The organism is Nocardia brasiliensis IFM 10847 (genome assembly GCF_000710915.1).
In the GTDB taxonomy this organism is placed as follows: domain Bacteria; phylum Actinomycetota; class Actinomycetes; order Mycobacteriales; family Mycobacteriaceae; genus Nocardia; species Nocardia brasiliensis_A.
The window spans coordinates 1-24,191 of record NZ_BAUA01000207.1; the positions used below are offsets into that span (position 1 = coordinate 1).

Here is a 24,191-nt window from a genome sequence, read left to right on the forward strand (position 1 = left end):
CGGCGGTGCGCCGTCCACCGTGGAGCACGTACTGGTGGTGCGGCGCACCGGAATCGAGGTGCCGTGGACCGAGGGACGCGACCTCTGGTGGCACGACACCGTCACCGATGCCTCGCCCGAGCACGAGGCGCAGGCCTTCGACGCCGAGCACCCGCTGTTCATCCTCTACACCTCCGGCACCACCGGAAAACCCAAGGGCATCCTGCACACCAGCGGCGGCTACCTCACCCAGACCGCCTACACCCACCACAACGTCTTCGATCACAAAGCCGGACAAGACGTCTACTGGTGCACCGCCGATATCGGCTGGGTCACCGGCCACAGCTACATCGTCTACGGACCACTGGCCAACCGCGCCACCCAAGTGGTCTACGAGGGCACCCCGAACTCGCCCGATGAGCACCGGCATTTCCGGATCATCGAAAAGTACCGCGTCAGCATCTATTACACGGCACCGACGCTGGTCCGCACGTTCATGAAGTGGGGCCGCGAGATCCCCGACGCACACGACCTGTCGTCGCTGCGGCTGCTCGGCAGCGTCGGCGAGCCGATCAACCCGGAAGCGTGGCGCTGGTACCGCGAGGTCATCGGCGGCGATCGCACGCCGATCGTGGACACCTGGTGGCAGACCGAGACCGGTTCGATCATGATCTCGCCGCTGCCCGGCGTCACCGCCGCCAAACCCGGCGCGGCGATGACACCGCTGCCCGGCATCTCGGCCAAGGTCGTCGACGACGACGGCGTCGAACTCGGCCGCGGCGCAGCCGGATTGCTGGTGCTGGACCAGCCGTGGCCGTCGATGCTGCGCGGCATCTGGGGCGACATGGACCGGTTCCGCGACACCTACTGGGCCCGATTCGCCGCCGCCGGCTGGTATTTCGCCGGTGACGGCGCGAAGCTCGACGCCGACGGCGACCTGTGGGTGCTCGGCCGGGTCGACGACGTGATGAACGTATCGGGCCACCGGATCTCCACCGCCGAGGTGGAATCGGCGCTGGTCGGTCACTCCGGGGTCGCCGAGGCCGCCGTGGTCGGCGCCAGCGACGAGACCACCGGCCAGGCCATCGTCGCCTTCGTCATCCTCGCCGCGGGCGCGGCGAACACCGGCGAGACCCTCGTCACCGAGCTGAAAGCGGCGGTCTCGCACGACATCAGCCCGATCGCCCGGCCCCGCGAGATCCACCTCGTGCCGGAACTCCCGAAGACCCGCAGCGGCAAGATCATGCGCAGGCTGCTGCGTGACGTGGCCGAGGGCCGCGAACTCGGCGACACCTCGACCCTGGTCGACCCCAAGGTCTTCGAGGCCATCGCCCGCGGGTGAGCCCGCACCGCGACGGACCCGGCCGACTGACGAGGGGCGGGCCGGGTCCCTCGCGACCAGGATCCAAGGTTTTCGACACGATCGCTGCGGGGTAACCCGCTGACGGCGGACCCGGTTACCCATCGATGAGGGGGACCGGGTCCGCCCCCGCGTGCGCCGTTCAGCTCGGGGTGGTCGCCGCGGCCAGCCGCCGAGCCTCGGCCACGGTGAGTTTCGCGCCCGCCGTGTGCGCCTCGGTGAACGCGGCCTCGCCGAGGGCGGCGCGGACAGCGGCGGCGGGCCGTTCGATGTCCGGGCGTTCGGCCGGGAGCAGCGGCATGCCGTTCGCCTCGCGGACGGTTTCGGCGGCCCCGAAAAGCTGCGCCGCGGTATCGAATTCGCCGAGCGCCCCGGCGGCGGCCGCGAGACCGGCCAGCGCGAAGGCGGTGTCGCGGGGCGCTTCGATGCGCTGGGCGCCGTCGAGGGCGTCGAGGTGCATGGCCAGCGCCGCGGCGAACTCCCCGCGTTGCTCGTGCAGGTAGCCGAGTTCGACCTGCAACATGGGCAGGAACAGCGGCGTCTCCTCGCCCTCCGTCGGCGTCATGGCCAACAGCTCGCGCAGCATGCGTTCGGCCGCTTCGGATTCGCCGACCCGGCGCGCGGTGAACGCCAGCACGATCGAGGCGAACACCCGGCTCGGGCCGTAACCGTGCTCGGCGGCCAGACGCAGCGCCTGCTCGCCCATGCCGCGGGCACGCTCGAATTCGGTGTGCTGCATGGCGATCCAGCCGAGCCAGCACAGATGGGTGCACACCTGGCCCCACAGCTCCAGCTCCTGCGCCAAACCCAATGCCTCGGTGTGGATGTCGGCGGCACCGGCCAGGTCGCCGGTCAATTCGGCCAGGCCACCAAGCCATTCCGCGGCCTGGAGCCTGCCCCAGCGATCATCGATCTCGGCGAACAGGCGCGCGGCCGAGCGCGCGTGGTGCGCCAGCGCCGTCAGATCCGCGCGACTGTGCGCGGCCTGCGCCAGCGCCACATGCGCGGTGGCCACGCCCCAGCGGTCGCCGAGCCGCTCGCAGACCGGAAGTGCCCGGTGCACCAGGCCTTCCAGTTCGGGCAGGTCGCCCGAATCCAGCGCGGAGACGGCGAGGAACAGTTCGGCCCTGGCCCGCCCCGCCGGATCGTCGATGGTGTCGAACACCGCGAACACCTCGGCCCGCTTGGCCGCGCCGCCGGTGAATTCCGCCTGCTGAAAGGCGAACCCGGCCCGCCAGGCCAGTGCGGGCGCGCGCTGCTCGGGTGCGCCGCCCAGCGCCAGCGCGGCCTCGAACCAGCGCCGCGCCTCGGCCAGCCGCCCGCGCAGGAACCAGTACCAGGCGAGCGCGTTCACCAACCGCAGTGCGTGCTCGGCCGCGCCCGCGCGCAGGTAACCGTCCAGTGCCACCCGCAGATTCGCGACCTCGGCGTCCAACCGCAGCAGCCACCGGCGTTGATCGGCGCCGGTCAGCTCGGGGGCTGCCCGCTCGGCCAGTTCCAGGTAGTACCGATGGTGCGCCTCGAAGGCCGTATCGAACTCCCCCGCTTCGGCCAGGCGATCCATGCTGAACGCCGCCACCGACTCCAGCAGTCGGTACCGCCGGCCGACGGCTTGCACCAGCGATCGATCCACCAGCCGCCCTACCACATCGGCGACCGTCGACGGATCGAGCACGATACCGGGGCCGGGCGCGATCACACTGTTGCCGGATATCGGTCCGGCGGGCGGATGGCCGTGCGATCCCCCTGTGGCGCAGACGATCTCGGCCGCCTCCAGGGTGCAGCCGCCTGCGTGAACGGCCAGGCGGCGCAGCACCGTCTGCTCCGTCTCGTCCAAAAGCCCCCAGCTCCAGTCGATCATCGCGGTCAGCGTCTGCTGGCGGGGCGGCGCGCCGCGGTGACCGGTGGCCAGCAGCCGGAAGCGGTCATCGAGCCGGGCGACCATCTCGTGCACGCCGAGCGCGCGGACCCGGGTCGCGGCCAGTTCCAGGGCGAGCGGGATGCCGTCGAGCCGGCGGCAGAGGGTGGCGACCGCGGCCGCGGTGTCCGCGTCCAGCACGAAATTACGATCGCTCGCCCGCGCGCGGGTCACGAAAAGCTGGACCGCACCGGCATTTTCGAGGGCGACCAGGTCGGTGTCGGCAGCCGGCACGGTCAGCGGTTCGACCGCGACGACCTCTTCGGCGGGCAGGCGCAGCTGCTCCTGACTGGTCGCCAGGATGTGCAGGTTCGGCGCGGCGCCGAGCAGCAGCTCCGCCAGATCGGCGGCGTAATCGACGACATGTTCACAGTTGTCGAGAACGAGCAGCAGTTCCTGCTCGGCCAGCGCGGCGCGAACCAGTTCGACGGGGTCGCCGCCGTCGTCGGTGCGGATGTCGAGCACCTGCGCGACCGCGTCGACGAGGAAACAGGGGCCGTCGGCGGCAGTGGGTTGCAGCGGCGCCAATTCGACCAGCCAGGCGCCCTGGGCGAAACGGTCGGTGAGCGCGGCGGCCGCGGCCAAGGCCAGCCGGGTCTTGCCGACACCGCCCGGACCGGTCAGCGTGACCAGCCTGGCCTCGTCCACCGCGCGCCGCACCTCGGCGAGATCGTGTGCCCGCCCGATGAGTTCGGTGCGCTGGGCGGGGATGTTCGAGGTGCGCCGCCGCAGCACCGGCGCCGGCGGCGCGGCGGTGAGCACCAAATCCTGGCCCAGGATCGAGCCGTGCAGCGCGACCAGCTCCGGGCTGGGGTCCAGACCCAGTTCGTCGGCGAGCTGCCTACGCAGATCCGCGTAGCTGTCCAGCGCCTCGGCCTGCCTGCCCGCGCCGTAGAGCGCCTTCAGCTGTGCGGCGCGAAGACGTTCCCGCAGTGGATATTCGGCGACGATCGCGGCGAGTTCCCCCGCGACGTCCCGGTATTCGCCGAGAGCCAGGCGCGCCTCGGCCAGTTCCTCCACCGCGACCAGGCGCTGCTCGGTCAGCTGCGCGATGGCGGGCTGGGCGAACGTGGCGTCCCGGAAGTCGGCGAACGCGGGGCCGCGCCACAGCGCGAGCGCCTCGGTGAGGGTGCGCGCCCGCTCGCGCAGCTCGGTGGACGCCCGCGCGGTGGCCACCAATTCCCGGAAACGCAACGCGTCCACCGCGGTGGTGGCGAGCCGGTAGCCGGGCGGCGGCGAGACCACCAGCTCCCGGGCGCCGGACTCGGCGTCCTCCAGCGCCCGGCGCAATTGCGAGGCCTTCGCGGCGAGGGTGCCCGCCGGGTTGCCGGGCGGGTCGTCGGCCCAGATGTCATCGATCAGGCGATCGCTCGACACCGGTTGCCCCGGCTGCACCAGCAGGTCGGCCAGCAACGCCCGCACCTTTGTCCCGGGAATCGGCACGACTGTGCCGCCGTCCGTCCAGACCGTCAACGGACCGAGCACACCAAACCGCATACGGGCAGCTTAACCATGCCCTCGAGGGGCGGAATCACACCGTAAACAAACCGGAAGGCAGGCCGCGCAGAGTTGGTGACAACGCAGGACGAACTCCCCACAGAAAAGAGCCTCCGATGAAACTCACCACCGTCTTCGCCGCCGCTGCCCTCGCCACCACCGCGCTGCTGACCGGTTGCGCGACCGCGGACCAGCCCGAGAAGTCCACGCCCGGCGCCTACGCCGACGTCAACGGTCTGCACATGTACTACGAGGTGCACGGTGCTGCGACCGATCAGCCGCCGCTGGTGCTGCTGCACGGCGCGCTCTCGGGCATCGACACCGACTTCGGCCAGCTGATCCCCGAACTGTCCAAGACCCGCCAGGTCATCGCGGTGGAACAGCAGGCGCACGGCCGCACCGCCGATGTCGATCGGCTGCTGCGGACCCCGCAGATGGCCGCCGACACCGTGGCGTTACTGAAGCAGATCGGCGTGCAGCGGGCCGACATTCTCGGCTACAGCATGGGCGCCGGTGTGGCACTGGAGATCACGCTGAAGAACCCGGAGTTGGTGCGCAAGCAGATCCTCGCGGCGGGGTCGCTGGGTGCGGGCGGCATGCATCCCGGGCTGCTCGAAGGGCTCGCCGACCTGAAGCCCGAGATGCTGCACGGGTCGCCGTTCCACGAGGACTACCTGAAGAACGCGCCGCGCCCGGAGGACTTCCCGAAGCTGGTCGAGCGGGTACGTGAGCAGGACATGAACGGCATCCCGGAGGTCGCGCCCGACGACGCCCGCAAGATCAAGGCGCCGACCCTGACCGTGATCGGCGATTCCGATATCGTCCGGCCCGAGCACGCGGTCGAGATGTTCCGGCTCTTCGGCGGCGGCATCATGGGCGACACCCCGGCCGGGCTGCCGAACGCACAGCTGGCCATCCTGCCCGGCACCACGCACGTCACGCTGGTGCACCGGCCCGACCTGCTGCTGCCGATGATCCCGGCCTTCCTCGACGCGCCCGTCAAGGACACGCTGTGACACAGCAGCGCGGAAGCGACCCGGCGCGGTACGCGAGTCGGGTGGCGGGCGATCCGGACCGGTTGCGGGTGGTGCTGATCCAGAGCAGCACCCGCACCGGGCGGTTCGGGCCGACCGTGGCCGATTGGTTCGCCCGGCAGCTGCGCCGCCGCGACCTGCAGGTGGATCGGCTCGACCTCGCGACGGCCGGGCTGCCCGACCAACTGACGGGCCACGACGAACCGGCGCCGATCGCGGTGCGGCAGTTCGGCGATCGGCTCGCCGCCGCCGACGCGTTCGTCGTGGTCACGCCCGAATACAACCGCAGTTTCCCCGCCGCCCTGAAGAACGCCATCGACTGGTTCGACACCGAGTGGGCGGCCAAGCCGGTCACCGTTGTCGGCTACGGCACCGACTCCGACGGCGGGCACGCCGCCACCCAGCTCCGCCAGGTCTTCGGCGAACTCAACGCAGTACCCATCCGCCGCACCCTCACCATCACCAAGGCCTGGCAACGCTTCGCCCCCAACGGTTCCTGGCCCCGCCGCGACCCCGACCTCGAAGCCGCCACCACCGCTACCGTCGACCAACTCCTCTGGTGGGCCACCGCCCTCCGCACCGCCCGCACCACCACCCCCTTCATCCCCTGACCATTCAGATGCATTGCTGGACGTCGGCCGCTCGCCCGCAGCGAACACACGCTGGGCGCAGATGTGATGCGTGGTTGAACCGCAGGGGTGGGTGGGCCGTAGACAAGGGAAAGCGGTGCGCGTGATCTGGCGGCCGTGTTTCGAGGAGATCTTATGAGACGTCTCGGGCCTTGGCTCACCTTGACTGCGGTGGCGGTGCTCGGCATCGGGTTGATCGTTGTCAATATGTCGAAAGAGACCGAACCCGCTGCGGCGGAGAAGAATACGGCAGGAACCCCAAGTGTGGTCGCCCCGGCAGCGCCGCTTACCGATGTGCCTGTGCCGGTGCGGCTTCCGGCGAAAGCGGACTATGTCGGCAGGATCGCACCGGCGACGGGCGCACCGATCACGCTGTCGATCACCGTCGAAGAGGGCAAGGCGATCGCCTATGCCTGCGACGGGGCTTCGGTCGAGTCCTGGTTGCAGGGCACTGCCGTGGACGCAACGCTGAAGCTGACCGGTAGGAACGAGGCCGGGCTGGACGGACGCTATGACGGCAAGACCGTCACCGGCACGCTCACCCTCGGTGCGAAGCAGTGGGAATTCAGCACTGCGGCTGTGCAATCGCCCGCCGGACTCTACGTCTACACCGAGGGCGGCGTGCGGCAGAGCTGGATCGTCGACGGCAACGGCGCGGTCACCGGCGTCCAGCGGGCCGCCGACGGCAGCACCTCGCCCGCACCGGCCTTGGCCGCGGACGCGACCGCAATCGTCAACGGCAAGAAGATCATGGCGACCAAGGTAAGCGGTGGTGACAGTGTCGGCTGAGCGCGAGACCGCGCCCCTCGGACGGCCACAAGCCGGTGCGGCGGCCATCGCCGTTGCCGTGCTGGTCGGCGCCGCAGTAGCGGTACTGCTCGGCGTGTACGGGAAAACGCATGAGCCGTCGGCCTTCTCGGTCAATGTCGCCGGGTTCTCCGGTCCGCAGGCGGTGAAAGCGTGGCTGGCCACCGTCGCTTTCGTGCTCGCACTCGGTCAGTTCGTTTCGGCGCTGGCGATGTACGGCAAGCTGCCCGTGCGCACACCGTCCTGGATCGCGACCGCGCACGTCTGGTCGGGCAGGCTGGCCGTGCTGGTGAGTGTGCCGGTCGCGGTGCACTGTCTGTACGCCTTGGGTTTTCAGGATTACGACGCCCGGGTGCTCTGGCACTCGCTGCTCGGCTGCTGCTTCTACGGCGCGTTCGTCGCCAAGATGCTCTTGCTCACGCGAAAGGGGTTGCCCGGTTGGGTGATTCCGGCGGCGGGCGGGTTGGTGCTGAGCGGGCTCACCGGACTCTGGCTCACCTCGTCGCTCTGGTTCTTCCAGCACAACGGCCTCACCTTCTGATCGGAGATCGACCCCATGACGCACGACGAACCACAGCTCACGCGCCGCACCGTGGTCGCGGCGAGCACCGTTGTCGCCGCCGCGGCGCTCACCGCGTGCACCACCTATGGCAAGGAAGATGCTGCGCCCGTGCCGAAACCGGTGCAGGCCGAGCCGCCGGGTAACGCGACGGCCGACGCGATCGCCAAGACGGCCGATATTCCGGTGGGCGGCGGGGTGATCGTCGGCGACACCGTGATCACTCAGCCGAGTGCTGGGTCGTTCGTCGGACTGTCCGCGGTATGCACGCACGCGGGCTGCAAGGTCGCGACCGTCTCCGGCGGCACCATCAATTGCGCCTGCCACGGCAGCAGGTACGCGCTGGACGGCACGGTGGCCGGCGGCCCGGCCCCGCGGCCGTTGGCTGCGAAAACTATTCGGGTGGTCGGTGATTCGGTGCTACCGGGCTAGCCGAACTGTTCGAATCAGGGGCCCGGCACCCCTTGTAGTTTGCGCACCTGCGCCGCGGTGAGTTCGCTGAGCACCCGTTCGTCCACTGCTTCCGGCGCGGTCACCGCGATCTGCGCCAGCGTGGCCCCGACCTGCACGATCGCCACCGCGGAATGCAAGGTGAGCCCTTCGCTGCTGGTCCGCACCTGGAAGGCGGTGGCGGCGTCACCGGCGCGCGGCGGGGTGAGGCCGCCGACGCGGTAGTCGATCGGAATATCGGTGGCGTCGGCGCCGGAGTAGTGGACGCACTGTCGCAGCGTCGCCTGCATCTGTGCGAACGCGGGTGCGACCGCGTCGTTCCGATAGCTGGCCGCATCGATGTCGATGCTGGAGAAATTCGGCCCCGCGTACTGGATCGCGGCCTGCGCCAGCGCGCCCGGACGCTGCTCCCCCAATGGTGTGAGCACCTTCGCGCAGTCGGCCGGATCGGTCGGGGTGGTCGGCGCGCCGGTCGGCGCGTCGGCCCGCGGCGGCAACGCGGTGAAGTCGCGAGGCAGATCGGCGCCGGTGAGCAGCTGCCGATAAAGCCGATCGGAGTCGGTAGCCGGTGGACTCTGCACCGGCGCGGCGGTCGCGGCCGGGCCGAGCGGCGGCAGCTCCGGTCCCGCGGGGGGCGCGGACGAGGACGAGGACCCGCACGCGGAGACGAACGCGGTGGTCGCCGCGGCCAGCATCAGGCCGCGGCCACGGGTCATTCCGTCCACGACACCTGCGTGTCGATCGTCTGTTGCAGCACGCTTTCGCTGCGCGGATCGTGGTAGGCCTGGTGGCCGCCGACCGTGATCGACCCGGCCACCGGCAGCGGCAGGCCGAGATCGACGGTGATGGTGCCGGTGCCCTGCATGACGTAGTCCTGGATGTCGAGCTTGCCCGCGTCGTTGGGCAGGTTCCACACCTTCGACTTCGGCTGCTGCGTGACGTCCAATTCGATGGTCAGCCGGTCGCCTTCGCGTTTGGTCAGCGTCGCGGTGGTGATCTGTTCGAGGATGACCCCGCCGGTCACCTCCTGGCGCACCGTCCACACCGCGCCCTCGCCGACCGGCTGATCGGGGAACGCGATCGAACGGTAGACCGCTTGATAGAAGGCCTGTTCCAGCGCGGCTCTGGCCGGGTTCGAGGTTTCCGGTGCGGGCTCGAGCCGCAGCGCGGTGATCGCGCCCAGATCGCTCAGATCGAAACCGGCGTGCGAGCCGTCGGTCTTCGTCAACGCCTTGGCCAGCGTCGGATCCGGGGTGGTGACGGCGCCGAGCGTGAGATCGATGCCGTCCGCGTCGGTTTTCGCGGTCATCGGGATCGACAACGCGGGCGTGGAGAAGTCGCGCGCGTCCTGATCGTTGATCTGCTGCTCGATCCGGTGCGAGGTATGCAGCGTCACCTGCTGCACGGTGCCCGCCGGATAGTCGGGCCGCAGCAGCGAGCGCGGCTCCGCGCCGGGCGACACGACGGTGGTGATCGCGGCCGGAATGGGCACGGTCACTTCTTTTCCGTAACCGAGCGGCTCGGTGCTGTCGGCCTCCGACCGCGACTGAGCGCCGTCGCTGCAGCCGGTTCCGAACGTGGTCAGGCCGACCGCGAGCACTATGAGCAGCACACCCGAGCGCGCACGCCTGGGAATGTGGGGGGAAGACAACACCGTCACGAGCATCAGGGTACGACCGGTTCCTGAGTGTCAGCTGGGACTTGCGGGTGACCACCGCACAAGGTGTCGCGTCGCTCGAGCGATGATGGTGGGTGTGAGTGATGACCGGCCGCCCGAGGAGAACCCCGCACCGACCGCTGAGGGAGCGGCGGCTGCCACGCCGTCCGCACCGTCGGCGACGCCCCCGGGCACGGGCGCGACACCACCGGACACACCGGCGCGCCCACCGCAGCGGTTACGCACCCTGCTGATCATCGCCGCGGTGCTGCTGGCCCTCGACCTGCTCACCAAGAGCATCGTGGTGGCGAACCTGAAGCCGGGCGAGCCGGTCTCGATCATCGGCGATTTCGCCAGGTTCAGCCTGGTCCGCAATCCCGGTGCGGCGTTCTCCATGGCGACCGGCATGACCTGGCTGCTCACCCTGGTCGCGACGGCCGTGGTGATCGGCGTGATCCGGATCGGGCGCACGCTGCGCTCGCTGTGGTGGGCCATCGGTCTCGGCATGGTGCTGGGCGGCGCGCTCGGTAACCTGGTGGACCGGTTGTTCCGTGCACCGGGACCGTTGCAGGGGCATGTGGTCGACTTCATCGCGATCGGCTGGTGGCCGGTGTTCAACGTGGCGGACTCCTCGATCGTGTGCGGCGCGATCCTGCTGGTGGTGCTGACCGTGTTCGGATTCGAGCCGAACGGCACGCGGACCGGACGCGACACCACCGAGGACAGTGCCGTCGAACCCGCCGCGCCGAGCAAGACCGGCACCGAAGGACACACGGCATGAGGGAGACACGCACCATGCCCGTGCCCGACGGGCTCGACGGCATGCGGGTCGACGCGGGACTGTCCCGGCTGCTCGGCCTTTCCCGCACTGCGGTCGCGGCGCTTGCCGAGGAAGGCAGTGTGCAGCTCGACGGCATCGCGGCGGGCAAGTCCGATCGGCTGGCCGCGGGCGCCTGGCTCGAGGTGGTGTTCCCGGAACCCAAGCGGGAGCTGAAGATCGAGGCCGCGCCGGTCGAGGGCATGCGCATCCTCTACGCGGACGACGACATCGTCGCGGTGGACAAGCCGGTCGGCGTCGCGGCGCACACCGGCGTCGGCTGGACCGGGCCGACCGTGATCGGCGGCCTCGCCGCGGCGGGTTATCGCATCTCCACCTCCGGCGCGCACGAGCGCCAGGGCATCGTGCACCGGCTCGACGTCGGCACCTCCGGGGTGATGGTGGTCGCGCAGTCCGAGCACGCGTACACGGTGCTCAAGCGGGCATTCAAACAGCGCACCATCGAGAAGCGGTATCACGCACTGGTGCAGGGACATCCGGACCCGAGCAGCGGCACCATCGACGCGCCGATCGGCCGGGCCCGGGGCAACGACTGGAAGTTCGCGGTCACCGCCGACGGGCGCCCCAGCATCACGCACTACGACACCATCGAGGCCTTCCAGGCCGCCAGCCTGCTCGACATCCATCTGGAAACCGGTCGCACCCACCAGATCCGGGTGCATTTCTCGGCGATCCGGCACCCCTGCTGTGGTGACCTCACCTACGGCGCGGACCCGCGCCTGGCCGAACGGCTCGGTCTGGAACGGCAATGGCTGCACGCCCGTTCGCTCGGTTTCCACCATCCGGCCGACGGCCGCTGGCTGGAGATCACCAGCGAATACCCCGACGATCTGAAGAACGCCGTGGACGTCCTGCGCAATGCCTGACCGGCGGTCGCCGGACTCCGCTGGGGCGCAAGCCGATTCCGCTCCGGCGGGGCAAGCCGATTCCGCTCCGGCGGGGAGAGCCGGAGCGCGGCGCGGCTCGCTGCGCCGGGGGCTCCTCTTCGGCGCCGTGGTCGTTGTCGTCGTCGGTCTCGTCGTGCTGCTGGGTGTGCTGAGCCCGCCACGGGAGGCGGGCGTCTTCACGGATCGGCTCGGCCCGGAACGTGGCGAACAGGTCGCCGATTACCTTGCCCGGGCGCGGGATTCACTGAACGGCACGGACGACGGCGAGCACTGGGCCCTGGTGTCGTTCACCGAAGCCGTTGCCCCCGAGCAGATCCCGCCGCACAGCGGCGGCCTGCGCGTCGCCCAGGTGCTGTACCGGGTGCAGATACCACGCGTGCAGACCCCGCTCGTGGCCGTGCCGGTGCCCGCGGGCGACGCGGCGGCCGTCGCCTCCGCCGACGCCGCGGCCTGGCTGCTCCCGCGCCCCGGGCCCGACGAACGATCCACCCGGATCATCGCGCTTTCGGCCGCCCGCCTCCGGGCCGGCTGCCCCTGCACGGTGGGCTTGGTACTGCGCGGCCCCCTCGAAAGCCTTCGAAACCTGGCCGCCCAGAACGGCGTCCGCGCCGTGCAAGCCCTCCCCGCCGACGCGGTAGCCGGCCGCTTCGCCGTCGTCCCCCTGCTCCCCGACCAACTCGACACCGCCCTCCCCGGCCCCGACGACGGCCCGGTTCCGGATCGCTGACCGAATTTCAGTGCCGCAGGATCCAGTCGGCGATGTCGTCGACAGCGGCAGGGTCGACATGCTGGGCCGGTTCGTATTCGGCGGCGGTCGACGGCCCGGTGCCCGGGAAGAACATGTGGTTGGCAGCGGGATAGGTGCGAATCGTGACATCGGTGCGCGAGGCCAAACCCGCCCGCCAACGGCTCAGGTCGTCCTCGACGGTCACCTGGTAGTCACGATCGCCCTGCAGGAGCAGCATCGGCTGCGGCAGCGCCGCTGCGGTACCGACCTGGTCGTAGTGCAACAGGTCCAGCCAGTAGGCCCCACCCATACCGAAAGGCAGGACGTGCGCAGGGGTTTCGCGAGACAGGCCGGGACTGTCCACCACCGCCGCCGCGCGCGTGAAGGTTTCGACCATGGCATCGGCCTGCGCGCCCGGGGCGACGGACGCCAGATAGCGTGCCACCCGCACCGCGGCCCGGTGCATCGGTTCGGCGTCGGCGGCGAGCAGCACCAGCCCGGCGACCGTGGGCTCAGCGGCCGCGACCCGGGGCGCCAGCTTGCCCCCCATGCTGTGCCCGACGACGAAAGTCCGTACCGGATCGACGTTCTCCGACTCGCGCAGCAGCCGCAGCGCTGACACCGCATGGGGCACGTACTCCACCGCCACGGTGAAGTCGGGGTCGGCCGTCACCTCGGGGTGGGTGTAGGTGACCTTGTCGAACCGAACCACCACGATGCCCCGGCTCGCCAATCCCCAGGCGAGATCCTTCAGTGGCTTGTTCGGCCCGAATGTGTAGTCACGATCGAAAGGCCCTCCCCCACCGAGTAATACGGCCCCGGGACCAGCGTGTGCACCGCGCGGCGCGGTCACCGTGCCGGGCACCGCACGATCACCCGCGTCGAGCATGACGTCGTACTCGTCGAACGTGCCGGGATCGACGCGGTCCGGGACAGTCCACGCGGATGCCAGGTCCGCCTCTTCTATTCTCATGTTTGAGAACGTTATCAGATGTGAGAAAGTTAGACCTATGGACTCCGTCGATCTACTGGCGCATCCGGTGCGCCTGCGCCTCGTGCACGCGCTGCGCGGCGGCCGGACGCTCACCACCGCTCAGTTGTGCGCACGGCTGCCCGATGTCTCCAAAGCCACCGTGTACCGGCACGTAGACCTACTCGCAGGCCACGGCATCCTGGAAGTGGCACAGGAGCAACGGGTCCGGGGTGTGCTCGAACGGCACTATCGGTTGCGTGACGAGCGTGCGGCCATCGAAGACGACGCCGCCCAGGCCCTCACCGCCGAAGACCACCGCCGCGTCTTCGCGATCGCCATGACCACCCTGCTCGCCGAGTTCAACGCCTATCTCGACCGCGACGACGCCGATCCCGCCGCCGACCTCGTCGGCTACCGACAGCACGCGATCTGGTTGAGCGACAACGAGGTCCAAGATCTCATCGGCGCGCTGCGCGCGGCCATCGTACCGGTCCTCGGCAACGAGTCCGCCCCGCAGCGTGCGCGATATCTCCTGAGCCCCATCCTCTTCCCCGTGGCGGAGCCGCCGCGGGAGTAACTCGATCGGCGCGTGCTGCCGACACTCGGGCAGGCCTCTGCCGGGATGAGTCAACCCCGTGTCATCCCGGCAGAGGCCTGATTTCACCGCGGTGCGGCCATGGGGCACCGCGGTGGCTCGGTGCGACTCCGGGGCGGGCCGGAGTCGCGCGGATTCGGTCAGTCCGGTAGGCGCACAACGCCGTCCAGGTAGCGGCGGCAGCGGCCGGTCAGCAGCACGCGGTCGCCGACGAGCTCGCAACGGAGGCTGCCGCCGCGCCGGGACAGCTGACGGGCGGTGAGCTCGGTCCGGCCGAGTTCGGTCGCCCACAGCGGAACCAGTTGCGCGTGCGCCGATCCGGTGACCGGGTCCTCGGGCACGCCGACGCCGGGCGCGAAGAAGCGCGAGACGAAGTCGGTGTCCGCGCCTCGCGCGGTGACGATCGCGCCGCGCGCCAACGGCGGGAACGCGGTGAAAATCGGTTCGGCGTCGCGGACTTCCTGTTCGGTGGCCACCACGATCACCTCGTCCGCGCCGGTGAACGCGCGCACCGGGCGGACGCCGAGCGCGGCGACGAGCACGACGTCGGGCTGTACCTCGGCCGCGGGTACGGCGGGCAGATCGAGCACGAATTCGTCGTCGTCGGTGCGGTCTACGTGCAGCCAGCCGCTGCGGGTGAAGAAGCTCACCCGATCGGCGCCCGGATGCATATCCTCCAAAATCTGTGCGGCACTGGCCACCGTGGCGTGCCCGCACATGTCCACCTCCACCGCCGGGGTGAACCAGCGCAGGTGGAACGCGGGCCACTCCCCCGGCGGGGCGCCCGCGTCGGGCGGTAATTCCGCGGTGTAGAAGGCGGTTTCGGCGAGGTTGTTCTCCTCGGCCAGGTGTTGCAGCAACGTGTCCGGGAGCCATGACGGGAGCGGCATCACCGCGGCTGGGTTGCCCGAGAACGGTGCGTCCGCGAACGCGTCGATCTGGTGCAGCAGTACCTCCATAATGGGAGAAGGTACTCCAACACTGAATACGCGCCTCGCACAAGGCTTCTCGCGGCGCGCCGGGTCAGGTGTCCAGTTTGTCAGGCTCCTGCACTATTTGCGGTCGGAAACAGTTCCCGTTTGTCGCCGAGCAGCGCCGCGCTCACCCACCAGGCCACCTCGACGAGCACGATTCCGACAGCGCCGCAGATGAATGCGGCCGTGGTGAGCGCGACGTTCGACGGGTCGAGCTTGAAGAACTCCCGGGTGAACGGCACCGTGAACAAGAACACATACGCCGCGATCGAGGTGCCGATCAGCAACACCTTCCACCACACGTACGGCCGGGCCACGATGGCCAGCACCCACACCGCGATCATGATCAGCGTGATCAACGCGGTGGTACCCGCCTGCTCCTTCTGCTGCTCGGTGGCCTCCGGGCCCGCATAGGCGATCAGATAGGCCACGAAGGTGGCCACGCCGATCACCACGCCCGACGGGATGGCCAATCGCATGACGCGCCGGACGAATCCGCTGCGGGCGCGTTCGTTGTTCGGCGCGAGCGAGAGGATGAAGGCCGGGATGCCGATGGTGAACCAGGCCGCGATCGTGACGTGGCGCGGCAGGAACGGATAGCCGATCGGGTCGTAGCCGAAGATCTGCGAACCGACGCCCGCGAGGCCGATCAGGAACGCGAGCAGCACCGAGTAGACGGTCTTGGTGAGGAACAGGTTCGAGACGCGCTCGATGTTGCCGATCACCCGGCGGCCCTCGCCCACCACGTACGGCAGGGTCGCGAACTTGTTGTCCAGCAAGACGATCTGCGCCACCGCACGGGTGGCCGGGCTGCCCGCGCCCATCGCCACGCCGATATCGGAATCCTTCAGCGCGAGTACGTCGTTCACGCCGTCGCCGGTCATCGCGACGGTGTGCCCACGCGACTGCAACGCGGCCACCATGGCGCGCTTCTGGTCCGGGCGGACCCGGCCGAAGGTGGTCTTGTGCTCCAGCACGTCGGCGAGTCGGTCACGGTCGTCGGGCAATTCGCGCGCGTCCACGGCGTGATCGCCGCCGGGCAGATCGAGCGAGGAGGCGACCGCGCCGACCGAGACGGCGTTGTCGCCGGAGATCACCTTGATCGACACGTTCTGGTCGGCGAAGTATTCGAGCGTTTCCTTGGCGTCGGGCCGGACCCGCTGCTCCAGCACGACCAGCGCCGCGGGTCGCACGGTGCCCGGCGCGTCCGCGGCGTCCACCGGACGGTCGCTGCGCGCGAGCAGCAGGATGCGCAACCCCGAGGACCCGAGTTCCTCTGCCACCCTTGCCTCTTCGGAGGCCGCGTCGAGCAGGACGTCGGGCGCGCCGAGCAGCCAGTCGCCGTGTTCGCCGTAGGAGCAGCCGCTCCACTTCTTGGCCGAGGAGAACGGGGCGACGGCGGTGCGCTGCCAACCCGGCCCGTCCGGCAGCGCCTCCGCGATGGCCTGCACGCTCGCGTTCGGACGCGGATCGTCGGCCGCCAGCGCGGCCAGCGCCTGCCGAACGTCGTTGTCCGCGAACGAGTCCAGCGTCTTGATCTCCGACAGGCGCATGCCGTTCTCGGTCAGTGTGCCGGTCTTGTCCGCGCACACCACGTCCACCCGGGCCAGTCCCTCGATCGCGGGCAGCTCCTGCACCAGGCACTTGCGCCGGCCCAGCCGCACCACGCCCACCGCGAAGGCGACCGAGGTCATCAGCACCAGGCCCTCGGGCACCATCGGCACCAGCGCCGCGACCATGCCGGTCACCGCGGGCCGCCACGATTCCTTACTGGAGACCAGCTGGTTGTAGATGCTGAGCGCGCCCGCCGGGATCAGCAGGTAGGTGATCACCTTGAGGATCGTGTCGATACCGCTGCGCAGCTCCGACTTCACCAGGGTGAACTTGCTGGCCTCGTCGGCCAGCTTCGCCGCGTACGCGTCCTTGCCGACCTTCGTCGCGCGGTAGCAGCCGGAGCCGGACACCACATAGCTGCCCGACATCACCTGGTCGCCGATCTGCTTGTCGATCGGATCCGCCTCGCCGGTGAGCAGCGATTCGTCGACCTCCAGCAGCGAGGTCTCGGCCACTTCGCCGTCCACCACGATCTGGTCACCCGGGCCCAGCTCGATCAGATCGTCGAGCACCACCTCGCGCGGGGCCACCTCGACCGCCTTGCCGTCGCGGCGCACGGTCGGCTTGGCCTGGCTGACGATGGCCAGCTGGTCCAGGGTGCGCTTGGCGCGAACCTCCTGGATGATGCCGACCGCGCTGTTCGCGACGATCAACAGGCCGAACATGCCGTCGATGATCGAGCCGGTGGACAGCACCAGAATGAACAGCACGCCGAGGATGGCGTTGATCCGGGTGAAGACATTGGCCCGGATGATGTCGCGCACCGAACGACTGGCCCGATCGGGCACGTCGTTGGTGAGCCCGTCGCGGCGACGTTGCTCGACCTCCGCCGCGGTCAGTCCGGTGGCACGCGATGCCTGCACGGTAGTCGACATGACCGCAAGGCTACGTGAGAAGTAGCGTCGCAAGCGTGCAGCGGAACCGGTCTATCCCTGGTGTTGCGTTCGGTACGAGCGCCTTTTTCCTCTGGGGTCTGTTCCCCGCGTTCTTCGGGTTGCTGGCGTTCGCCGGGGCCGCGGAGGTGGTCGCGCAGCGCATTCTGTGGACGCTGGTGGTGGTGCTCGCGGTGCTGGCGGCGACCGGGCGGCTGGGGCAGCTGCGCGGGATCGACGGGCGGACCTGGCGGCTGGCCGCGCTGGCCTCGGCGGCGATCGCGGTCAACTGGGGCGTGTACGTCTACGGGGTGATCTCCGGGCACGTCGTGGAGTGCGCGCTGGGGTACTTCATCAACCCTCTGGTCACCGTCGCGTTCGGCGTGGTGATCTTCCGCGAGCGGCTCGCGCCCGCACAGTGGGTCGCGCTCGGACTCGGGGCCACGGCGGTGGCCGTGCTGACCGTCGACTACGGCAGGCCGCCGGTGATCGCGCTCATCCTGGCCTGTTCGTTCGCGACGTACGGTCTGGTCAAGAAGGTGATCCCGCTGGACGCGCTGCGCGGGATCGCCGCCGAGGGGGTGGTGGCCGCGCCGTTCGCGCTGGCCTTCGTGATCGTGCTCGCGGTGCTCGGCCGCAGCGAATTCGCCTCCGGCCCCGGGCATACCGCACTCATGCTGGCCACCGGGCCGGTCACCCTGGTGCCGCTGCTGCTGTTCTCGGTTGCCGCGCAGCGGGTTCCGCTGTCCACCATGGGCCTGCTCCAATACCTCACCCCCGCCCTGCAGATGGCCTGGGGCGTCGCCGTCGCGCACGAGCCGATGCCCGCCTCCCGCTGGGCGGGTTTCGCCCTGATCTGGACCGCCCTGGGCGTCTTCACCGCCCACGCCCTCCTCCGCGCCCGCCGCACCCGGCAGGTCGCGAAGACATCCTGACCGCCGGTTACCAGGCGGTGTTGATGTGGCCCGGGGTCCAGGTGCCCCAGCGGCGGGTCTCGTCGATCGTCACCTTCGCGGGCTGGGCGTTGGCGTCCAAGGGGAGGTACTGCTCGATCGAGCCCCAGTCGCGATCCCAGTCGTTGTTCAGGTAGGTGGGCAGGGCGCGGGCGGTGAAAAGGAGCTGGGTCCAGCCGAGCGGGCCACCACCGTCGTGCGCCTGCCAGAGGTTGGTGATGGTGGCGCCGTTGCGGTCCGGCAGGATCCGATAGGCTGGCAGCTCCGCGACGCCCGCATAGGTGGGCGCCAGGTTCTGGCAGGGGAAGTTCATGCCGACCTCCCAGTCCAGCAGGACCGGCGTCTGCGAACCCACCACGGCCGTCATGGTTTTCAGCTGTGGCACCCGCGGTGGGGTCACCGCCAGCCACTGATCCTTGCCGAGATCCTTGTCACTGGCGACGATCCGGACGACGTCGGCGTCCGCGGGCAGCCGGTCGAACGGCACCCGCACATTGCGCCACGACGGCGACGGCCCGATATCGATCGGATCGACACTGCCCAGGGTGACCGCCGTGCCGTCGGCCGCGGACCGCCCGTACTCGACGCGCAACTCCTGGCCGGGGTGCACGATGCCGTCGCTGTCCACGTGCCGGATCCGGCCCGCCACCGAGATCGCGATGATCGGACCGCGACTTCCGTTGCTGTCCTGCGGAAGTCGATACCAGCCGCTGGTCAGCTCGGCGGGCACCTGCGCGCCGTCGCGGTAGCTGCCCAGCACCGGAATGGCCGCCGGATCCAGACCGAACGGCAGCGGGACATTGCTGCCGTTGATCCCGGCGCCCGAGGTGCCGGTCTCCGACCCGGGCGATTTCGACCCCGCCTTCGGATCGGCGGTATCGCCGGAATCGGCGCTGGTGACGGAATTCGCTTTGCCCGTGGTGGATTCGACCTCGTCGGAGGTGAGGTCGGTCGCCACCCCGTTCGGCGTGAAACCGGTGGTCTCCGGGCCGGCCAGCGCCGTCGCGGCCGAACCGGTCAGCGGGCTGAGCACCGACGCGTTGGGATCGGTCTCGATCAGCACCTGATCGGCCAGACCGCAACCGCCGGAAACGGCCGAGGACAGGTTCGATTGCGCGAGCGAATACGACGGATATTGCGCCACAGCCGCTTTCGCGAACGACAGCACCTCGAACAGCACCATGGCCGCCGCTACCACGGCGAGCAGGGGCACGCGCGCGATCCGCCCGGGCAGCGAGTCCGGCCGCGGCCCGGTTGCCGGGCGAATGTGGAACCACGCCGCGAGCACCAGCGCGAGCACCGAAACGCCCGCGGCAAAGCTCGACAGGCCGAAGCCCGCGAAGGTCGGCGGCTTGTCCCACCATGGGATGCCCCACGCCGACACGTACCAATAGCCGTTCGCGCCGACGAAGGTCAGCGCCAGCGCGAAGAAGATCGCGGCGGCGAACAGCGCCCGGTTCCGCAGCGGGCGCATGACCCGGGGGCTGATCGCGACCGCGGTGAGCGCCGCGACACAGGCGGCCAAGCCGGCGAAGACGCCGAACTGGTGGGTCCACTTCGTCGGCGAGAACATCAGGAACACCATCGCCGCGAAGGTGATGCCGATGAGCCTGCGCGACGGACCGACCGCGGTGCCGGGGATGTGCCCGCCCCGGCGCAGCATCGTGACGACACACGCCACCAGGCCGAGCAACAGCACGAACATGCCGAACCGCCTGGTCAGCCAGCCGTCGGCATTGATCTGCAGCAGGTACTGGTAGCGCAGGAACTCGAAGAACCAGGATTCGCCGGGGCCGATCCGGCCGTGCACGTAGAACATCTCGCGGGCACCGGCCAGGGTCCGGTCCGCGAAGACGACGGTCAGCACCACCACGCCGGCCGCCAGCCCGGGCAGCAGCAGCGCGAGGTAGCCGGACTTCTTCGCCCGCTGCACCAGCACCGCGGTCATCGTGCGCGCGCCGGCCGCGAGCGCGCCGAGGCAGATCAATCCGGACGGCGCGGCGGTCAGGGTGAACGCCGCGACGATGATCGCCAGGGCGTACGGCAGCAGCCTGCGGGTCGCGACGGCCCGCTCGACCGAGGCCCAGGTGAGGATCACGCCAAGTGCCACAAAGGGTTCCGCGCGCAAGCCGTTGTTGTAGGGCATCCAGAACGCGAGGAACACCAGCGCGCTGGTCCAGACCACGATCCGGTTGTCGCGCAGCGCGACGCCCAGGCGCGGCAGGATCTCGCGGCTGATCACCCACCAGGTGAGGACGCCGACGAACAAGGTGGGCAGCCGAACCCAGGGACTCACCGACGAAACCTGGGCGAGCAGCGAGATCATGTCGGTGTAGGGCGTGTAGAACGGCCCTTCGTCGACGCTGAACCAGCGGTAGTAGTTCGACATGAAGCCGGAACTCTGCGAGGCGCGGGCCATCCCGAGGATGTAGCCGTCGTCGGAAGTGTTGGCGCCGATGAAGTGCCACACCAGCAGTGTGGCGAACACCAGGTAGTCCGGCGGCCGCAGCCGCCACCACCGGGTGGGCAGGAAGCGCCGCGACGCGCGGCCGTCGTTGCTGTCCAAGCGGTACAGCGCGACCAGGGCAACGACCGTGGCCAACGCCGCCAGCCCGATCGCGATGCGCTTCAGCACGGTCGGCGAGGACGAAAACCGGGAATCCACTTGCACATTCACGTGCAGGCCGGCGGGCGCCGCACCGGTCAGCTCGCTGAACACGCCCACCACCTGCGGGCGGATATCGCCGCCGAACTCCTTGCCCGCATCGGCGAGGCCCCGCACCGACACGGTGGTCCGCTGTGTGTTCATCTCGATCGCGAGCGCGCAGGACCCGTTGCGGACCGCGCTCAGCGACGACGACCACAGCAGCGTGTTGCGCGAGACCACGTCCACCCGGCCCGGCCGGTCCGCGGTGTCCGCGACGACCTTGACGACGAAGCCGTAGCGTTCCAGATCCGGGGACTGCCGCGGAATCGTCGACAGCACAACGCCGCCCGTGTCGGCGAGCGCGTCGAAGGCGGCGCACGGGACCTCGGCGGACAGGTCCATCGGCGCGTAGGTGATCAGCGGCGCGGTCACCGAGGTCACCGCCGCGGCCTGCGGCCACGACACACTCGCCTGATCCTGTTGCACCGGAAGGAAAGACAGCGACACCGCGGCGAGCACCGCGATGAGGCCGCTGACGATCGCGAGCAACCGCAGGCGTCGGGCGCCGATCGCGGTGCGGGCTTCTTGCTGGTCTCCATGCTGTGCCGAGGGTCGAGGAGATTCGCGCACAGCGTCAGAGACAGTCACGACGGTGCATGCTAGCGCGAAAACATCGGACGACACAGAGTGCCAGGTACATGCGTCCGAATCGCGGACACGGCCGTTGCCATCCCCACCGTGTCGCGGCCGGCTCGACGAGCCGACCGCGACGACCGCGCTCCGGAACGGAGACTACGCAGAGTCGGCCGAAGCATTACCGGCCACACCGGAAAGCCGGATCAGCTGCAGGCCACGGACTGCTGACCGAGGTTGGTCAGCATGGCGCAGGCCCACGCCTTCTGGATCTTCCACTTGCCGTTCTCCGCGACAAATGGCACGTCGACGATATTCTCCTGGCCGTTGAGGACAACTTTGGCCTTGGCGTTGACGCTGTCGCCGAAGGCTGTCACATCGGTTACCTCGACATTGACATTGGCGCCCTTGGCCGCCTCGGCGAGACGGTTCGGCAGTTCCGGGTCGGCCTCCGCGCCCTGCACGCCGTCCAGCTTCTCCGCGTTCGGCACCGACGGGTCGAGCGCCCGCTGCAACTGGGCGTTCAACTCGACCGGAGTCGGGACCGGCGGCAGGTTCGCGCTCGCCGACGCCGACGCCTTGGCGCTGGTCGAGGTCTTGGCGGCCGGCTTGCTGTCCTTGTCGTCGCTGCACGCGGTCATGCCGAGCGCCGCGACGACAGCCAAACCGGCGATCGCGATGCGTCCAGTCTTACGAAGCTTCAACTGCTCGTCCTTTGCCTTCGAGTAGGTCCGTGTCATGTTCCACCGATGGCAGCCTCCACCCGAACCGGCGGCGCTGCACGAGCTCCCAGGCTACCGGCACCGCGGAGCACCGCGTGGATCCACACGGGACGGACTGATGTCGTCGGCAGCGAACGTACGCGTCGGGCTCGGCGATGTCGAGCCGTTCACCGCCGATCTCACTGCAGACTGCGCAACGGATCGGCTCTGGTCAGATCCGCGTCATCCGCGGCGAAGGTGCGAGCCGGACCGGGACCGGTGGACCGAGTCTCGAACCGCACGGTCACCACGCCGTAGCCGCCGCCCTGCACCCAGCCGTGGCCGTACTCGGGATGCTCGACGTCCATGCCACGGTGCCAGATCGGGACCGACAGCGTGGGCTCGGCGGTCGCGATATCGGGCAGCAGCTGCGCCGGGACGAGTCCGGGCGCCGCGGGCGCCGATCCGTCCGCGGTCCAGCCCTCGTCCTCGGCGGCCGTGCTGTGCTCGGCGATGGGCGCCTGGTCCAGTTCGGGAAACAACGATTCCTGCCGCACCGTGGACAGCCCGCCGTAGCCCACGCCGACCAGCCGGATCGGGCCGAGTTCGGCCGGATCGATCGCCGAGCGCTGCGCCGCGGTGGACAGCGTGGTGAGGTCCTCGGTGGCATACGGCAGGGTGAACGAACGGGTCACGATGCTCATATCGGACTTCTTCAGCTTGAGCACCACGGTGCGGGCCGCCCGCCCGTCCTTGCCGAGCCTGCGGTGCGCGGCCGCCGCCATCGCCTCGATCGCGGGGCGCAGCTGCGCGAGCGTGACGATATCGGTCTCGTAGGTGGTCTCGGCGCTGATCTGTTTGGCCTCGGCCCGCTCGGCGACCGGGCGGTCGTCGACCCCGCGGGCCAGTCGATGCAGCGCCGCGCCGACGCTGCCGCCGAGAATCGACACCGCCTCCGATTCCGGCAGCGCGGCGAACGCGCCGACCGTCTCGATGCCGAGCGAGCGCAGCTTGTGCTCGGCGACCGGGCCGATCCCCCACAGTTTGCGGACCGGCAGCGCGGCCAGCAGCTGCTGCTGCTCGTCCGGCGAAACCACCCGGATCCCATCGGGTTTGGCGAGGCCGGAGGCGATCTTGGCGAGCTGTTTGCCGGTGCCCGCGCCCACCGACGCGGTGAGCCCGGTGCGTTCGCGCACCGCCGCGCGCAACTGCTCGCAGAACTCGTGCACCTGCGCCACCGTGGCGCCGGCCAGTTCGGCGGGCTCACCGAAGGCCTCGTCGAACGACAGCGTCTCCAGCACCGGGATGCGACCGCGCAGGGTGTCGAACACCTGCCCGCTCAGCACGCCGTACACCGCGCCGCGCGGCGGCACCACCACCGCGGTGACGCCGACCAGCCTGCGCGCCTGATGCATCGGCATGGCGGACCGCGCGCCGTACACCCGCGCCTCGTAGCTGGCGCCCGCGACCACGCCGCGCCCGCCCGTGCCGCCGACGAGCACCGGCCTGCCGCGCAGCGTCGGACGGGTCAGCTGCTCGACCGACGCGAAGAACGCGTCCATATCGATGTGCAGCACCCACCGCCGCGCGGTGCTGAGCGCATCCGCGCGCTCGGCCGGATGCTGTGCGCTCACCGGGGTTTCGCCGAAGGTTTCCTCGCCTCGGGAATCCGGGCGGCCAGCACCGCCGCGCACATCGCCCTGGCGCGCAGGGCCAGCGGCTCGAGTTGCTCGGGAATCTGCGTGGCCGTCGCCTTGTCCGTACTCACGGCTCGAAATCTACGCCCGCCCACCGACAACTCCGGGCAGGCGCCGACGCTGTGCGGTCACTGTGCGCTAGCCATTAGTTTCCTGTAGGGATCCGCGCGCGGCCCCGCATCGCACCCGG

At 69.9% G+C, this 24,191-nt stretch carries 21 protein-coding genes; 11 read left to right on the forward strand and 10 right to left on the reverse strand.

From position 1 onward, the window contains the following. Positions 1-1,321: acetate--CoA ligase (locus NBRGI_RS40725; protein WP_029903309.1), on the forward strand; the 1,321-nt coding region annotated here is incomplete at its 5' end. A gap of 160 nt (positions 1,322-1,481) precedes the next feature. On the opposite strand, the gene NBRGI_RS40730 is transcribed toward NBRGI_RS40725, so the two are convergent. Next, complete coding sequence (locus NBRGI_RS40730) at positions 1,482-4,754, reverse strand: BTAD domain-containing putative transcriptional regulator (RefSeq protein WP_029903311.1); 3,273 nt, start codon at positions 4,752-4,754, stop codon at positions 1,482-1,484. A 116-nt stretch (positions 4,755-4,870) separates the two neighbouring features. On the opposite strand from NBRGI_RS40730, the gene NBRGI_RS40735 reads away from it, so the two are divergent. The 5 genes from NBRGI_RS40735 to NBRGI_RS40755 all read left to right on the forward strand — a co-directional run bounded on the left by NBRGI_RS40735 (position 4,871) and on the right by NBRGI_RS40755 (position 8,215). Then, positions 4,871-5,770, forward strand: a complete 900-nt coding sequence (locus NBRGI_RS40735; RefSeq protein ID WP_029903313.1) for an alpha/beta fold hydrolase — start codon at positions 4,871-4,873, stop codon at positions 5,768-5,770. Then, a complete protein-coding gene (locus NBRGI_RS40740) occupies positions 5,767-6,399 on the forward strand; it encodes an NADPH-dependent FMN reductase (protein ID WP_029903315.1) in 633 nt (210 codons plus the stop codon). Before NBRGI_RS40735 ends, NBRGI_RS40740 begins: the two co-directional genes overlap by 4 nt. Before the next feature lie 153 nt (positions 6,400-6,552). After that, a complete protein-coding gene (locus tag NBRGI_RS40745; RefSeq protein ID WP_029903318.1) occupies positions 6,553-7,206 on the forward strand; it encodes a hypothetical protein in 654 nt (217 codons plus the stop codon). Beyond that, on the forward strand, positions 7,196-7,765 hold the full coding sequence (locus tag NBRGI_RS40750; protein WP_029903319.1) for a DUF6529 family protein: 570 nt from the start codon (positions 7,196-7,198) through the stop codon (positions 7,763-7,765). The genes NBRGI_RS40745 and NBRGI_RS40750 overlap by 11 nt, the downstream gene beginning before the upstream one ends. A gap of 15 nt (positions 7,766-7,780) precedes the next feature. Next, a complete protein-coding gene (locus NBRGI_RS40755; protein WP_029903321.1) occupies positions 7,781-8,215 on the forward strand; it encodes a ubiquinol-cytochrome c reductase iron-sulfur subunit in 435 nt (144 codons plus the stop codon). 14 nt (positions 8,216-8,229) lie between these two features. Here NBRGI_RS40755 and NBRGI_RS40760 read toward each other — a convergent pair whose 3' ends face one another. Both NBRGI_RS40760 and NBRGI_RS40765 read right to left on the reverse strand, forming a co-directional pair. Further along, the gene (locus NBRGI_RS40760; RefSeq protein WP_051728415.1) at positions 8,230-8,949 is read right to left on the reverse strand and encodes a hypothetical protein; all 720 of its coding nucleotides are present in this window, start codon (positions 8,947-8,949) and stop codon (positions 8,230-8,232) included. Further along, on the reverse strand, positions 8,946-9,899 hold the full coding sequence (locus NBRGI_RS40765; RefSeq protein WP_014983187.1) for a hypothetical protein: 954 nt from the start codon (positions 9,897-9,899) through the stop codon (positions 8,946-8,948). The genes NBRGI_RS40760 and NBRGI_RS40765 overlap by 4 nt, the downstream gene beginning before the upstream one ends. A 76-nt stretch (positions 9,900-9,975) precedes the next feature. Here NBRGI_RS40765 and lspA point away from each other — a divergent pair, with 76 nt between their 5' ends. The 3 genes from lspA to NBRGI_RS40780 all read left to right on the forward strand — a co-directional run bounded on the left by lspA (position 9,976) and on the right by NBRGI_RS40780 (position 12,342). Further along, positions 9,976-10,671: a signal peptidase II gene (gene lspA / locus NBRGI_RS40770; RefSeq protein ID WP_081878453.1), complete on the forward strand. Its 696-nt coding sequence runs from the start codon at positions 9,976-9,978 to the stop codon at positions 10,669-10,671. Then, positions 10,668-11,594: an RluA family pseudouridine synthase gene (locus tag NBRGI_RS40775; RefSeq protein ID WP_029903332.1), complete on the forward strand. Its 927-nt coding sequence runs from the start codon at positions 10,668-10,670 to the stop codon at positions 11,592-11,594. Before lspA ends, NBRGI_RS40775 begins: the two co-directional genes overlap by 4 nt. 100 nt (positions 11,595-11,694) lie before the next feature. Continuing rightward, a complete protein-coding gene (locus NBRGI_RS40780; RefSeq protein ID WP_029903334.1) occupies positions 11,695-12,342 on the forward strand; it encodes a hypothetical protein in 648 nt (215 codons plus the stop codon). 7 nt (positions 12,343-12,349) lie between these two features. Here NBRGI_RS40780 and NBRGI_RS40785 read toward each other — a convergent pair whose 3' ends face one another. Then, positions 12,350-13,315 (reverse strand): alpha/beta hydrolase family protein, encoded by a 966-nt coding sequence (locus NBRGI_RS40785; protein WP_051728416.1) that lies wholly within the window; start codon positions 13,313-13,315, stop codon positions 12,350-12,352. 37 nt (positions 13,316-13,352) lie between these two features. Between NBRGI_RS40785 and NBRGI_RS40790 the strand changes: the two genes are divergently transcribed. Continuing rightward, complete coding sequence (locus NBRGI_RS40790; RefSeq protein ID WP_029903338.1) at positions 13,353-13,892, forward strand: helix-turn-helix domain-containing protein; 540 nt, start codon at positions 13,353-13,355, stop codon at positions 13,890-13,892. A gap of 158 nt (positions 13,893-14,050) precedes the next feature. On the opposite strand, the gene NBRGI_RS40795 is transcribed toward NBRGI_RS40790, so the two are convergent. Together NBRGI_RS40795 and NBRGI_RS40800 are read right to left on the reverse strand one after the other, a co-directional pair. Further along, a complete protein-coding gene (locus NBRGI_RS40795) occupies positions 14,051-14,869 on the reverse strand; it encodes a PhzF family phenazine biosynthesis protein (protein WP_029903340.1) in 819 nt (272 codons plus the stop codon). Positions 14,870-14,949: 80 nt separating this feature from the next. Next, positions 14,950-17,373 (reverse strand): HAD-IC family P-type ATPase, encoded by a 2,424-nt coding sequence (locus NBRGI_RS40800; RefSeq protein WP_029903343.1) that lies wholly within the window; start codon positions 17,371-17,373, stop codon positions 14,950-14,952. A gap of 35 nt (positions 17,374-17,408) precedes the next feature. On the opposite strand from NBRGI_RS40800, the gene rarD reads away from it, so the two are divergent. Beyond that, positions 17,409-18,305 carry an EamA family transporter RarD gene (rarD, locus tag NBRGI_RS40805; protein ID WP_029903345.1) on the forward strand — a complete coding sequence of 299 codons (897 nt, stop codon included), beginning with the start codon at positions 17,409-17,411 and terminating at the stop codon, positions 18,303-18,305. A 7-nt stretch (positions 18,306-18,312) separates the two neighbouring features. Here rarD and NBRGI_RS40810 read toward each other — a convergent pair whose 3' ends face one another. The 4 genes from NBRGI_RS40810 to NBRGI_RS48395 all read right to left on the reverse strand — a co-directional run bounded on the left by NBRGI_RS40810 (position 18,313) and on the right by NBRGI_RS48395 (position 24,072). Beyond that, positions 18,313-21,618, reverse strand: a complete 3,306-nt coding sequence (locus NBRGI_RS40810) for an arabinosyltransferase domain-containing protein (RefSeq protein WP_235211276.1) — start codon at positions 21,616-21,618, stop codon at positions 18,313-18,315. Positions 21,619-21,809: 191 nt separating this feature from the next. Further along, entirely contained in the window at positions 21,810-22,343 is a 534-nt protein-coding gene (locus NBRGI_RS40815) for a hypothetical protein (protein WP_029903349.1), read from the reverse strand. Positions 22,344-22,504: 161 nt separating this feature from the next. After that, positions 22,505-23,938 carry a DNA polymerase IV gene (locus NBRGI_RS40820; RefSeq protein ID WP_029903351.1) on the reverse strand — a complete coding sequence of 478 codons (1,434 nt, stop codon included), beginning with the start codon at positions 23,936-23,938 and terminating at the stop codon, positions 22,505-22,507. Further along, positions 23,935-24,072 carry a hypothetical protein gene (locus NBRGI_RS48395; protein WP_158440015.1) on the reverse strand — a complete coding sequence of 46 codons (138 nt, stop codon included), beginning with the start codon at positions 24,070-24,072 and terminating at the stop codon, positions 23,935-23,937. The genes NBRGI_RS40820 and NBRGI_RS48395 overlap by 4 nt, the downstream gene beginning before the upstream one ends. Positions 24,073-24,191: the final 119 nt, after the last annotated feature.